At 71.9% G+C, this 12,787-nt stretch carries 11 protein-coding genes, 1 tRNA gene and 2 pseudogenes; 9 read left to right on the top strand and 5 right to left on the bottom strand.

The genetic code is table 11. The features are described from left to right. Positions 1–180: pseudogene (locus tag ACWGE1_RS35700) on the top strand (RNA polymerase subunit sigma-24); the annotation flags it as partial. A gap of 26 nt (positions 181–206) precedes the next feature. Here ACWGE1_RS35700 and ACWGE1_RS35705 read toward each other — a convergent pair. From ACWGE1_RS35705 to ACWGE1_RS35715, 3 genes are all read right to left on the bottom strand, one after another. Beyond that, on the bottom strand, positions 207–437 hold the full coding sequence (locus tag ACWGE1_RS35705; RefSeq protein WP_453424623.1) for a hypothetical protein: 231 nt from the start codon (positions 435–437) through the stop codon (positions 207–209). 105 nt (positions 438–542) lie between these two features. Next, positions 543–965 carry a ribosomal maturation YjgA family protein gene (locus tag ACWGE1_RS35710; protein WP_453424633.1) on the bottom strand — a complete coding sequence of 141 codons (423 nt, stop codon included), beginning with the start codon at positions 963–965 and terminating at the stop codon, positions 543–545. A 78-nt stretch (positions 966–1,043) separates the two neighbouring features. Further along, entirely contained in the window at positions 1,044–2,108 is a 1,065-nt protein-coding gene (locus tag ACWGE1_RS35715; protein WP_453424624.1) for an alkene reductase, read from the bottom strand. A 142-nt stretch (positions 2,109–2,250) separates the two neighbouring features. Here ACWGE1_RS35715 and ACWGE1_RS35720 point away from each other — a divergent pair, with 142 nt between their 5' ends. From ACWGE1_RS35720 to ACWGE1_RS35745, 6 genes are all read left to right on the top strand, one after another. Continuing rightward, positions 2,251–2,793: a MarR family winged helix-turn-helix transcriptional regulator gene (locus ACWGE1_RS35720; protein WP_453424625.1), complete on the top strand. Its 543-nt coding sequence runs from the start codon at positions 2,251–2,253 to the stop codon at positions 2,791–2,793. Between the two features lie 140 nt (positions 2,794–2,933). After that, positions 2,934–3,245 (top strand): three-helix bundle dimerization domain-containing protein, encoded by a 312-nt coding sequence (locus ACWGE1_RS35725; RefSeq protein ID WP_453424626.1) that lies wholly within the window; start codon positions 2,934–2,936, stop codon positions 3,243–3,245. Continuing rightward, complete coding sequence (locus ACWGE1_RS35730; protein WP_453424627.1) at positions 3,242–4,234, top strand: polyphosphate kinase 2 family protein; 993 nt, start codon at positions 3,242–3,244, stop codon at positions 4,232–4,234. Before ACWGE1_RS35725 ends, ACWGE1_RS35730 begins: the two co-directional genes overlap by 4 nt. Positions 4,235–4,296: 62 nt before the next feature. After that, a complete protein-coding gene (locus tag ACWGE1_RS35735) occupies positions 4,297–7,017 on the top strand; it encodes a cation-translocating P-type ATPase (protein WP_453424628.1) in 2,721 nt (906 codons plus the stop codon). 13 nt (positions 7,018–7,030) lie between these two features. Continuing rightward, positions 7,031–8,782, top strand: coding sequence for a SulP family inorganic anion transporter (locus ACWGE1_RS35740; protein WP_453424629.1), 1,752 nt, complete (start codon positions 7,031–7,033; stop codon positions 8,780–8,782). Between the two features lie 96 nt (positions 8,783–8,878). Next, positions 8,879–10,558 carry an alpha/beta hydrolase gene (locus tag ACWGE1_RS35745; protein ID WP_453424630.1) on the top strand — a complete coding sequence of 560 codons (1,680 nt, stop codon included), beginning with the start codon at positions 8,879–8,881 and terminating at the stop codon, positions 10,556–10,558. A gap of 29 nt (positions 10,559–10,587) precedes the next feature. On the opposite strand, the gene ACWGE1_RS35750 is transcribed toward ACWGE1_RS35745, so the two are convergent. Beyond that, entirely contained in the window at positions 10,588–11,259 is a 672-nt protein-coding gene (locus tag ACWGE1_RS35750; RefSeq protein ID WP_453424631.1) for a CPBP family intramembrane glutamic endopeptidase, read from the bottom strand. A 300-nt stretch (positions 11,260–11,559) separates the two neighbouring features. Here ACWGE1_RS35750 and ACWGE1_RS35755 point away from each other — a divergent pair. Further along, a pseudogene (locus tag ACWGE1_RS35755) lies at positions 11,560–11,694 on the top strand (hypothetical protein); the annotation flags it as partial. Between the two features lie 127 nt (positions 11,695–11,821). Beyond that, a tRNA-Trp gene (locus tag ACWGE1_RS35760) sits at positions 11,822–11,896 on the top strand. 20 nt (positions 11,897–11,916) lie between these two features. Here ACWGE1_RS35760 and ACWGE1_RS35765 read toward each other — a convergent pair. Continuing rightward, entirely contained in the window at positions 11,917–12,411 is a 495-nt protein-coding gene (locus ACWGE1_RS35765; protein WP_453424632.1) for a hypothetical protein, read from the bottom strand. Positions 12,412–12,787 lie beyond the last annotated feature (376 nt).

The raw sequence follows: 12,787 nt of genomic DNA on the forward strand, positions 1-12,787 counted from the left end.
ACGCTGGACGACGCGCTGCCCCGCCGCACCGCGGTGGCGGCGTACCTCCACGAGCGCGACGGCGACCTGGCGACGGCGGCCCGGCTGTACGCCGAGGCCGCGCGGAAGGCACCCAACCTCGCCGAGCGCGATCACCTGACGCGTCAGGCCGCCCGGCTCAACGCCCTCCGGCGCGGCTGACGGGCGGGCGGCGCTGCGACCTCGGATCAGGGCGCCGTGCGGGTGACGGTCGGCAGCGGCGCGGGCGGATTCCAGGTGCTGGGCGCGGGTTCCGGTGCGAACGGCCCGGCCCGGTTGGCCATGAGGATCATCATCGTGTCGGCGAAGACCAGGGTGATGACGATGAGGGCCAGCCCGATCGGGTTGTTGGGGTTGTAGTAGTACCGGTTGGTCCCCCACTTGCTCCGCTTGAAGACGGGCTCGTCGTCGTGGGGCACGTCTGACCTCCGTGGTGGGCCCGCCGGCCGGGGCGAGCGGCGGCAGGGGTGCAGAACTGTCCGACGATTCTGCCCTGTTGATCGAATGCGACCGGCGGGCGGGGGTCACTTCACGTCGGTCGCGGTCCGCAGGGCCAGCGCGGAGTGGACGAGCCAGCCCGCCAGCGCGCCGGCCACGTACCAGAACAGGTCGGGCGCGTTGAAGGTGGAGCCGAGGACCAGGCGGGCCACGGTGCTGTGCCGGGAGAGCTCCGCCGGCACACCGGTGAGCTGGAGGAACTCGACGGCCCAACTGGCGGCCAGCGCGGCCCCGGCCGCCCGCAGGGGCGTCACCCGGGGCGCGAGCAGCACGAAGAGGCTCAGCAGCAGGACGGTGTAGAGGGCGTCTCCGCCGTACTTCGCCACGCTCCCGTCGGCCACGGCCCGCAGCCCCAGCCCGGCGGCGACGGTCACCACCGCGGCCCCGGCTGCGACCAGCCGGGTCCGTACGGGGTCGGGGGCGGGGGTGCTGTCACGGCGTCGGGTCATGAGGTCCACGGGGTCATCCTGCTGCAGCCCCGCGGAGCCCCGGGCGGCGCCCCGGGAACCGGCCCGGAACCGGCCCGGCTAGCGGGTCGGGTAGTCCGTGTACCCGCGGGCGTCGCCGCCGAAGAAGGTGGCGGGGTCGGGGGTGTTGTACGGACCTTCGGTGCGCAGGCGCTCGGGCAGGTCGGGGTTGGCCAGGAAGAGGGCCCCGAAGGCGAGGAGGTCGGCGACGCCGTCCTCGATCAGCGTGAGGGCGCGGTGGTCGGTGGGGCCCTCGGTCGCCGGGTTCAGCACGAGCGGTCCGGAGAACTGCTTGCGCAGGGCGAGGGTGGTCTCCCGCGCCTCGGGGCTGGGCTCGAGGATGTGGAGGTAGGCCAGGCCGAGCCCGTCGATCTCCTTGACCAGGGCCTCGTAGGCGGGCTGCGGGTCGGGCTCGGAGATGTCGTTGTACGTGTTCCCGGGGGAGATGCGCAGCGCTGTGCGCTCGGCGCCGATCGCGGCGGCCACCGCCTTGACCGCCTCCACCGCGAAGCGGATGCGGTTCTCCACCGGGCCGCCCCACTCGTCGGTGCGCCGGTTGGAACCGGGGGCCAGGAACTGGTGGATCAGGTAGCCGTTGGCCCCGTGCAGCTCCACCCCGTCGAAGCCGGCCTCCACCGCGTTGCGGGCCGCCTCCGCGTAGTCGGCGATGGTCTGGCGCACCTCGGCCCCGGTCAGCTCCCGGGGGGTCACGAAGTCCTTCATGCCCTCGCCGGTGAAGAGCTGCCCCTGGGCGGCCACCGCGGACGGGGCCACGGGGACGAGGCCGTCGGGCAGCAGGGTCGGGTGGCCGATGCGGCCGGAGTGCATCAGCTGGGCGAAGATCCGGCCGCCTGCGGCGTGCACGGAGTCGGTGACCTCGCGCCATGCCGCGACCTGCTCGGCGCTGTGCAGCCCGGGGGTGAAGGGGTAACCCTGTCCGACGACGGAGGGCTGGATCCCCTCGGTGATGATCAGACCGGCGGACGCGCGCTGGGTGTAGTACTCGGCGACGAGGCCGGTGGCGATGCCGCCCTCGGCCGCGCGGCTGCGGGTCATCGGCGCCAGGGCGATCCGGTTGGAGAGCGGGGTGCCCGCGATGTGGACCGGTTCGAAAGCGCTGGTCATTTCTGCCTCACAAAGATAGTTGGTCGGCCAATGATTGGCTCCGGGATGCAGCGTACCCCATTACTTGGCCGACCAAGGTAAAATGTGGGCGACGGGTAGAATCCATCCCGGATCTTCCCTACCGACCAGCAGGAGCACTCCCATGACCGCGGAATCCGTGCAGGAGCCGCGCACCGCCCCGCACTGCCCGGCGGCGCCGGACGCGGTGCTGGACGGGCCGGTGAGTCATGCGATCAGCCGCGTCTCCCGGCTCCACCGGATCGCGGCCGGCCGGGTCCTGCGGGACCTGGGGCTGCACCCGGGGCAGGAGTTCCTGATGATGCACCTCTGGGACAGCGGGGCCGTGCGCCAGTCCGAGCTGATCAAGGCGGTCGGCCTCGACCCCTCGACGGTGACCAAGATGCTCCAGCGCCTGGAGCAGTCCGGCCATGTGCGCCGCCGCCCGGACCCCGCGGACCGGCGTGCCTCCCTGGTCGAGGCGACCGATGCCAGCTGCGGGCTCCTGGTCGAGGTCCGCAGGGCCTGGGGCGAGCTGGAACGCCAGACCCTCGAAGGCCTGGACGCCACCGAACGCGCCGAACTGGCCCGCCTCCTGGGCAAGGTCGAAGCCACCCTGTGCACGGAGGTCAGTCGCGGCGGCGGCGCGGAGTGCGACGCCGCCTACAAGGAGCCGGGCGGCTGCTGAGGCCGTCCCGCACTCTCCCGTCGGGCGCCGCACGGGCGCATCTGAAGGGCGATCTCATCCGGTTTGGCAGAGAATGCCCTTGAGGGGCATCCTCACGCGATGCCGGCACGTGCGGATCGGCGGTCTGAAGGTCGTGGGACATGGCATCTATTACGCTCCCGGACGCAGAGCGAACCGCGACCTCCCAAGTCCTCGGGGATCCGGGGGCGCCGGCAACGGACGGATCCCCGCCCGCCCCCGAGGAACAAGCGTCCATCGCCACCACCGTGGCGCGGTTGAGGCTGGCCTACCCCTGGATCGACGCGGCCACCGTCGAGGCGACCGTCCAGGCCGCGTACGACTCGTTCCAGGGGGCCAGGGTCACGTCCTACATCCCGATCCTGGCCGAACGCCGGTCCCGCAAGGCACTCGGCGCCGCCTCCCGTACCGACGGAGAAGGTGGGGACCGGTGACATCGGACAAGAGGGCCGAGCGCATCGCGGACTTCATCGCTCCGCTGCGGGTGCGACCGGGGTCGGAAGTGGACCTGGAACGGGACTTCGACCCCCGCTACAAGGCCGGGCTGAAGAAGCGGGACGGGGTCGAGCTGCTGCAGACCGGAGTGTCGCTGCTCGCCGAGTACCAGGAGCGGCTGGCCGCCCAGGACACCTACGGCGTGGTGCTCTGCCTCCAGGCGCTCGACGCCGGGGGCAAGGACGGGACGATCCGCCACGTGATGAGCGGGGTCAATCCCCAGGGCGTGCGGGTCAGCAGCTTCAAGGTGCCGTCCACCGAGGAACTGGACCACGACTACCTGTGGCGTTACGCCCGGCGGCTGCCCGCGCGCGGCGAGATCGCCATCTTCAACCGCTCGCACTACGAGGAGGTCCTCGTCGTGCGGGTCCATCCCGAGATCCTCCTCCGGCAGAAGCTGCCGGAACACGGACTCGGGGAGGGCATCTGGGACCGGCGCTACCGGGAGATCAACCGCTGGGAGCACTACCTCACCGACAACGGGTTCAAGGTGGTGAAGATCTTCCTGAACCTGTCGAAGGAGGAGCAGCGCACCCGCTTCCTGAAGCGGATCGACCTGCCGGAGAAGAACTGGAAGTTCTCCGCGGCCGACGTCCGCGAGCGGCGCCGCTGGGACGACTACCAGGAGGCCTTCTCCGAGATGCTGTCGGCCACGAGCACCAAGTGGGCCCCGTGGTACGTCGTGCCGGCGGACCGGAAGTGGTTCGCGCGGATCTGTGCGGCGGCGGTCCTCGCCCACACCCTGATGGACATCGATCCGCAGTACCCCGAGGTGCCCGAGGAGGCCCGGAAGGATCTCCTCGTCACGAAACGGAGCCTGGAGCGGGAGGCCCCCGCGGGGGCCGCGGCCGATCCGTACGCCGCCCGGCACCTGTCGGCCGCCCGGGACGGCGGGCACCGGGACAAGCCGGAGAAGAAGCGTCGCTAGCGACCCTCGGACGGTACTGGAGCGCCCGGACGCGTCCGCGGCCCCGGATCGGAGGCACAACCATGACGGTGCGGTCGGATTCCGTGGCGGAGCAGCCCCGCGCCGGCGGGGACGAGTGGTACGCGCGCTCCCCCGGGGAGGTCGTGGCGGCGTTCGGTGTCGACCCCGCGTCGGGTCTGTCCGCCGCACGGGCCGCGGAACTCCTGACGGCGCACGGCCCGAACGCGCTGCCCGAGGAGCAGCGGACTCCGGCCTGGCGCCGGTTCCTCGCCCAGTACCGCAGCTACATGCAGATCGTCCTCCTGGTGGCGGCGATCGTCTCCCTGGTCATCCAGGAGTGGACCACCGCGATCCTGCTGATCGTGCTGACGCTGCTGAACGCGGTCATCGGCCTGCGCCAGGAGGGCAAGGCCGAGAGTGCCATGAACGCGCTGAAGTCGATGATGAAGACGACGGCGCGGGTACGGAGGGACGGCAGGGAGGCCGAGATCCCCGCCGAACAGCTCGTCACCGGCGATGTCGTGCTCGTCTCCGCCGGGGACCAGGTACCGGCCGACGGACGTCTCATCGAGGCCAGTGCCCTGCAGATCGACGAATCGGCGCTCACCGGGGAGAGCGTTCCCGCCGCCAAGGACACCGGCGCGCTGGCGGGCAGCCGGCTGTCGCCCGGTGACCGGACCAACACGGCGTTCATGAACACCCCGGTCACCCACGGCAGCGGCGTCATGGTCGTCATCGCGACCGGTGCGGACACCGAGCTCGGCAAGATCTCCGGGATGCTGTCGGTCACCGAGAAGGAGGTGCCGCCGCTCACCAAGGAGCTCGACAGGCTGACCCTGTGGATCACGGCCGCGGCCGGCCTCACCATGATCGTGATGTTCGCCCTGGGGCGCCAGCGGGACCAGGCCTGGGACGTCCTGTTCGTCAGCGCGGTCTCGCTGGCCATCGCGGCGATCCCCGAGGCCCTGCCGACCGTGACCCAGGCGATCCTGTCCGTCGGGAGCCTGAACCTGGCGAAGCGCAACGCCATCGTCAAGGAACTGCCGTCGGTCGAGACACTGGCGTTCACCTCGGCGATCAACTCGGACAAGACCGGCACCCTGACGATGAACCAGATGACGGCCGTCGAGGTGCTGAGCCCCACCGACCGGTACACCGTGTCGGGCACGGGCTACGGCCTCGAGGGGAAGGTCCACCACGCCGCCGGGTCCGCCGGGGGGATCGAGGACGCGATCCTGCCGTACGTGGTGGCCAGCGACGCCAAGCTGGTGGGCGGCGAGGTGGTGGGCGATCCCACCGAGGGCGCGCTGCTGGTGCTCGCGCACAAGGCCGGCCTGGACACCGACGCCACCAGGGACGCCCTGCCCCGGCTCGCCACCCTGCCCTTCGACCCCGAGTACAAACTGATGGCCACCTTCCACCCGGCGGCCGACGCCTCCGGGCGGCAGGTCGTGCGCTGCTTCGTCAAGGGCGCGGCCCCGGCGGTGATGGCGCGTGCCACCACCGCGCTCGCGGCGGGCGAAACCGTTCCGTGGGACGCCGGTCTGCTGCGCCGCGCCGAGGAGGCGAGCGAGCGGATGGGCGGCGAGGGGCGCCGGGTGATGGCCGCGGCCACCCGTGACCTGGACCCGGACGACTTCGATCCGGACGGCGACCTGCTCGCGTACGTCACCGGGCTGCGCATGACCAGTCTCGTCGGCATGGTCGATCCGCCGCGTGAGGAGGCCAGGGCGGCGGTGGCCGACGCGCAGGCGGCGCACATCCGGGTCCGTCTGGTGACCGGGGACGACGTCACCACCGGGGCGGCGATCGCCCGGCAGATCGGCATCCCGGGCGAGGCGGTCCTCGGCTCCGATTTCGCCGCCATGAGCGAGGAGGAGCAGCTCGCCCGCATCGAGGGGATCGGTGTGGTGGGGCGGGTCGCCCCGGAGCACAAGGTGCTGCTCGCCAACACGCTCAAGAAGAAGGGCGAGGTCGTGGCGATGACCGGCGACGGCGTCAACGACGCGCCGGCCATCAAGGCCGCCGACATCGGTATCGCCATGGGCAGCGGCACGGACGTCGCGAAGAACGCCGGACGCATGATCCTCTCCGACGACAACTTCGCCACCATCGTCTATGCCGTGGAGCAGGGCCGGACGATCTACGACAACCTCACCAAGTACATCCGGTTCGTCCTGCTCCTGCTGGTCACGTTCGTGCTGACGTTCCTCGGGGCGACCGTCTTCAACATCGCCGCCGGTGAACCGTTCACCCCTCCGCAGGTGCTGTGGATCCACTTCGTCGTCAACGCCTCGTTCGGCTTCGCGCTCGGCTTCGACCGGGAGAGCGCGGGCCTCATGCGGCGCAGGCCCCGGCCACGCGGGGAATCGGTGCTCACGCGGCCCGTGCTCGTCACGGTCGGGCTGGGCGGGCTGGCGATCACCGTCCTCCTGCTCGCACTGATCACGCTCGGCGAGAGCCACTTCGACGACATCGGGATCGGCCGGTCGATCGCGTTCACGGCCTTCTCGCTGTGCCTGGTCGTGGCCGCGTTCGAATGCCGCAGCGAGACCGAGTCCGTACTGACGCCGTCCACGTTCGACAGCAAGCAGATGAACTGGGTCGCCCTGGCCCAGTTCGTGCTCGCCGTGCTGGTGACCCAGATGGACGGCTTCCAGCGGGTCCTCGGGACGACGGAGATCGACGCGCGGCAGTTCGGCTGGGCGCTGCTCGCCGCCCTCGTACTCCTGGTCCTGTGGGAACTGGGCAAGCTCGTCGCCCGCCGCTCGAGGGCCTCCTGAGGAAGGCCCGTACGTGACCACCCGGAGCGACGGCCACCAGGTCCACGGGGTGCTCTCCCGCTTCCGGGCGGTTCCCGGTGTCCGTGCGGTCTCGACCTACCGGCGCGAGTGGCTGGCCAAGGACCTGGTCGCGGGAGTCGTCCTGACCACGCTGCTGGTGCCCCAGGGCATGGCGTACGCCGAGCTGGCGGGCCTGCCGGCCATCACCGGCCTGTACACGACGGTCCTTTGCCTGCTCGGGTACGCGGTGTGCGGGCCGTCCCGGATCCTGGTGCTGGGTCCCGACTCCTCGCTGGGGCCGATGATCGCCGCGACCGTGCTGCCCCTGGTGGCGGCGGACGGGGATCCCGACCGGGCCGTCGCCCTGGCGTCGATGCTCGCCGTCATGGTGGCGGCCATCATGATCCTGGCCTCGGTGGCGAAGCTCGGCTTCATCGCCGACCTGATCTCCAAACCGACGATGATCGGCTACATGAACGGCCTGGCCCTGACCATTCTGATCGGTCAGCTGCCCAAGCTGCTCGGCTTCAAGGTCGAGGCGGACAACCTGATCGGCGAGTGCGCCGGCCTCGTGCGGGGGCTCGCCGACGGGGCGGCGGTACCGGCGTCCGCCGCCGTCGGCCTCGGCGGGATCGCTCTGATCCTGGTCCTGCAGCGGTTCCTGCCGAAGATCCCCGCGGTGCTCGTGATGGTGGTCCTGGCGATCGCCGCGGCCACCGCCTTCGACCTCGGCGAGCACGGGGTCGGCCTGGTCGGTGTACTGCCCGAGGGCTTCCCGCCGTTCACGATCCCCGACGTGCGCGCCGCCGACCTGGCGCCGCTGCTCGCCGGTGCGCTGGGCATCGCCCTGGTGTCCCTGGCCGACACGATCTCCAACGCGTCCGCCTTCGCCGCCCGCACGGGGCAGGAGGTCCACGGCAACCAGGAGATGGCGGGCGTCGGCGCCGCCAACCTGGCGGCCGCGCTCTTCCAGGGCTTCCCCGTCAGCAGCAGCGGATCCCGGACGGCGGTGGCGGAGCGCGCGGGGGCCAGGAGCCAGCTCACCGGGGTCGTCGGAGCGGCCCTCATCGTCCTCATGCTCGTGCTGGCTCCGGGTCTGTTCCGCAACCTCCCCCAGCCGGCCCTGGCCGCCGTGGTCATCACCGCGTCCCTGTCCCTCGCGGACATCCCGGGGGCCGTCCGGCTCTGGCAGCAGCGCCGGGCCGAGTTCCTGCTGTGCTTCGCGGCCTTCGCCGGTGTGGCCCTGCTCGGCGTACTGCCCGGGATCGCCATCGCCGTGGCACTGTCCGTCCTCAACGTCTTCCGGCGCGCCTGGTGGCCGTACGACACGGTGCTGGGCCGGGTGCCGGGCCTGGAGGGCTACCACGACATCCGCTCCTACCCGCACGCCGACCTGCTGCCGGGCCTGGTCATCTACCGGTTCGACGCGCCGCTCATCTTCGCCAACGCCAAGACCTTCCGTGACGAGGTCAGGCGGCTGGCCGGGGCGGATCCGCGGCCGAGCTGGATCGTGGTCGCGGCGGAGCCCATGACCGATGTCGACACCACCGCGGCCGACGTCCTGGAAGAGCTCGACGAAGCGCTCAACGCGGAAGGCGTGCACCTCGTGTTCGCCGAGCTCAAGGACCCCGTGCGGCACAAGATCGAGCGGTACGAACTCACCCGCACCATCGACCCCGATCATTTCTTCCCCACCGTGGAGGCCGCGGTCGCCGCCTTCCGCCTGCGCACCGGGGCGAAGTGGACTCCCCCCGACGAGCGGTGACCGTCACCGCTCCCCCGGAGCCCCCTCGCCGCCGTGGCCTCCCCCTTCCGCTGGCGCGTCCGACCGCGCCTTGGGACCATGTGCTCGGAGGGAGCCATGACCGATCACCAGCCGGTACCTCCGCCGAAAGAGCCGGCACCGCGCAAACACCGACTGCTGCCCCACCTGACGCTGCCGGGCTGCTGGGGCGCGCTCCTCCTGGCATGCCTGTCCTTCACCCCGTCACTGCTCCCCCGCGGGGGCGTTCTCCAGGGCCTGATCTGCGGCATCAGCGCGGCCATCGGCTACGGGCTGGGCGTCGTCGCGGCCTTCGTGTGGCGGGCCTTCGCCGACCGGGAGGCGCGCAGCCCCTCGCGCAGGTCCTGGATCGTCCTGCTGGTCGGCGCGGTCGTGCTGTTCGGCGTCTCGTTCGGCCTCGGACAGTACTGGCAGCACGAGATCCGCGGGCTCATGGGAGTCACCGAGTACAACGTCCTCGCCACCGTCGCCTGCCCGTTCGTCGCCGCTGTCGTCTTCCTGCTCCTGCTGCTGGCCGGGCGGGGACTCAGGGCCGTGTACCGCCGGGCCGCCGATCTGCTCGGGCGCTGGATCGGCGAGCGGGCGGCGCGGGTGGTCGGCTGGCTCCTGGTGGCGGGCCTGGCGTGGGCCGTGTTCTCCGGGCTGCTGCTGAGCGGTTTCGTGAACGCGGCGAACGAGGCCTTCTCGCTGCGTGACACGGAAACGCCGGAAGGCGTGCACCAGCCCACGTCGGCGCTGCGCTCGGGCGGGCCGGGCTCGCTGGTGCCGTGGGACTCACTGGGCAGGGAGGGCCGTGCGTTCGCCGACGGAGGACCGTCGGCGAAGGAGATCGGCGCGTTCACCCACCGCACGGCGCAGGAGCCCATCCGGGCCTACGCCGGGCTGGAGACCTCCGACAACACGGAGACCCGGGCGGCCCGGGCCGTCGCGGACCTCGAACGGGCGGGCGGCTTCGCCCGCGAGAACCTGCTCGTGATGACCACCACGGGCAGCGGCTGGGTCGACCCCGCCGCGGTGGACTCGTTCGAGTACCTCGGCAACGGCGACTCGGCCAGCGTGGCGATCCAGTACTCGTACCTGCCGTCGTGGTTGTCGTACCTGGTCGACCAGTCCAAGGCGCGCGAGGCCGGCCGCGACCTCTTCGACGCCGTGTACGACAAGTGGTCCAAGCTGCCCCAGGACCAGCGCCCGCGGCTGTTCGTGGCCGGTGAGAGCCTGGGGTCGTTCGGCGGGGAGACGGCCTTCAGCGGGGAGTACGACCTGCGCAACCGGACCGCCGGCACCGTGTTCGCCGGCCCGCCCAATTTCAACGCACTGTTCCGCGAGTTCAGCGACCACCGCGATGCGGGCAGCCCGGAGATCGAGCCCGTCTACCGGGAGGGCCGCACCGTCCGGTTCACCGACGACCCGGCCACCGGGACGCCTCCGGCGGACCGGCCGTGGGACGGCACCCGGGTGGTCTACCTGATGCACCCGTCGGATCCGATCGTCTGGTGGAGCCCGAATCTGGCCCTCACCGAGCCCGACTGGATCGGGGAGCGGCCCGGCTCGGACGTGCTCGAAGCCATGGTCTGGATTCCGTTCGTGACCTTCTGGCAGGTGACCGCCGACCTGCCGTTCTCGACCGGCGTACCGGACGGCCACGGGCACACGTACAAGGCCGCGTACGTGGACTCCTGGAACGACGTCATGCGGCCCGACGGGTTCACCGCGCAGGACCTGGACCGGCTGAAGGACATCGTCTCGCCGCAGGGCTGAGCCCTGGCCGGACCCGCACCGCCGCGCCGTCAGCGCAGCAGGAAACCGGCGAGGTGGCCGAGCGCGTTGACCGCCCAGTGCAGGCCCATGGGGGCCAGCAGACTGCCGCTGCGGCGGCGCAGTTCGCAGAACAGGACGCCCGCCGCGGCCGTGAACAGCACGGCTCCCAGGACCGCCAGGGCGGCCCCGAGCCCGGATCGGCCGAAGACCGTGGTCAGGGCCGGTTTCTCGGTCGCCAGCTGGAGCGACGGCAGCACGTGCCACAGGCCGAAGAGCAGGCTCGACACCGCGGTCGCCCAGAGCGCCCCGCGGGCGCGGTCCACAAGACCGTAGAGCACGCCGCGGAAGGCGATCTCCTCCACCAGCACCGTGCCGAACGGGACCAGCACGAGGATGCGCAGCGTCACTTCGCCGCCGTCCATCCCGCTGTACCGCCGGTCCTCGAACAGCTCCCTGGTGGCCGGCAGCAGGGCCCCGGCCAGGTAGACGACGCCGACGATTCCGATCAGGGCCAGCGCCCAACGCGCACCGCGGGCCAGCGTGCCGGGGGCCAGACCGGCGTCCGCGAGGGTACCGCCGGCCCGGAAGAGGACGCCGAGCAGCAGGCCGCTGACCACGACGGCCGTCACCAGGCCCCACAGACCGCTCCACCGGTGCACGGCCAGATTGGCGGCGACGAGGACGGCCACCGTGACGCCCACGGCCGGCCACGTACCGAGCGGCCGTCGCTGTCGCCGACCCGGCGGATCCTCTCCTCGAAGCGGCTGATCCACCGCCAGAAGATAGCATGACAAACCGGACCTCATGGGCGCCGCCGTGCCCGCCGGGCCCTCCAGCGCGAGGGCCACGGCGCGTACGTCTCCGAGCGCCCGCGCGACCACGAGTCCTTCGGCGTGCAGGGCACGGGCTGCGCCAGCTCGCCCCGCAGTTCGGCGAGGGCCGGCACCTTCTCGGCCGTGTTCGCCGGGTTCTTCCAGGCGGTGGCACTCGCCGGAGCGGAGGTGATCGGGGCGGCCGAGCCGACCCGTCCGCCGGTGCGGTGGCCGACGGCGGCCGCCGATGCGCTGCCGGGCTTCGCGGAGGAGATCGACCGTAGGAACTCCACCACCACGTCGAACCTGGAGATCAACGCGGTGGGGCTGCGCAACATCCTCGGCACCACCGAGGCACAGGGACTGCCGACCGACCTGCCGGCACCGCTGCTCCGGCCCGACACCCCGGCGTACGAGGACGCTCCGGGGCCTCGTACGATGCGGACCGGGCGGGGTCGTAGCGCAGAGGTCGACGCGCGTGGTCTCCAAAATCGCGAGGACGCCGGTTCGAATCCGGCCGGCTCCGCCTGCCCGACGCCCTCCTGCTCAGCCGGTCGTCTCCGGGCGCGCCAGCCGGTCGCCGCACCGGCTGCAGTACCGTGCGTCGGCCTCGATCGCGTGCCGACCGCACTGCCCGCAGACCATGTGCATGGCGCACTCCACGAGGGCGCCTGACCTCGGGAGCACCCCGATGCGCATCCCGGCACGCCTGCGGTGCGCGGTGAGGAAGGCCAGCCCGTCCGGGCCGGCCAGGAGCCCCCGCGGGGCGCCCCTCGGCAGAAGGGCGAGCGATCCGGGCCCCACCTCCAGCTCGCCACCGTCCATGGTGAGGGAGCCACCGCCCGCGACGACGACCAGCAGTACGTCGACCTCGGCCTCCGTGTGCAGGGCGACCTCGGCGCCCGGCAGGAGGCGCACCAGATTGGCATCGAGCTGTCTGTCGGCGCCGCGCAGCCGCCACAGGGCGCCGCTCTGGTCGTCCGCGGCCGCTGCGACCAGTTCGGCGACGGCGATTCCCTCGACCTTCGGCTTGGCCAACACCCGCGTCTCCCCCGCATCCGGCCGACATCCCGGCACTGCATGATCTCGCATTCGGAGGACGCCTCGTACCGCGCACGCGGCGGGCAGCCCGAACGGTGCGGCGTCATGCCTGCGAAACGCACGGTGGGGCAGGACGGTCGGCGGGGGCTCGGGGACCGGGACGGCAGGTCCCCGGTCCCCGAGGCCCGGGGCATGGGCGGAACGGTCCGGCGGTCATGGGGGTCTTGTCGATCGGGCCGGATCAGGGAGGACACCGCGAGCCCGGCCTGATCCGCAAGACGCCCCCTAGTAGTGCTTTGTTAGGTGGTGTCGTAGGGCTGCCATGGGGTGGGTTGTCGGCAGGTGGGGCAGGTGCCGGTCCAGGTGGCGATGAGGT

The sequence above is a fragment of the Streptomyces sp. NPDC054932 genome, from assembly GCF_053610205.1.

Bases quoted from the DNA above. Each gene is read 5' to 3' on its own strand.
- ACWGE1_RS35745 (WP_453424630.1), top strand. From the start codon at position 8,879: ATGACCGATCACCAGCCGGTACCTCCGCCGAAAGAGCCGGCACCGCGC.
- ACWGE1_RS35735 (WP_453424628.1), top strand. From the start codon at position 4,297: ATGACGGTGCGGTCGGATTCCGTGGCGGAGCAGCCCCGCGCCGGCGGG.
- ACWGE1_RS35720 (WP_453424625.1), top strand. From the start codon at position 2,251: ATGACCGCGGAATCCGTGCAGGAGCCGCGCACCGCCCCGCACTGCCCG.
- ACWGE1_RS35710 (WP_453424633.1), bottom strand. From the start codon at position 965: ATGACCCGACGCCGTGACAGCACCCCCGCCCCCGACCCCGTACGGACC.
- ACWGE1_RS35725 (WP_453424626.1), top strand. From the start codon at position 2,934: ATGGCATCTATTACGCTCCCGGACGCAGAGCGAACCGCGACCTCCCAA.
- ACWGE1_RS35715 (WP_453424624.1), bottom strand. From the start codon at position 2,108: ATGACCAGCGCTTTCGAACCGGTCCACATCGCGGGCACCCCGCTCTCC.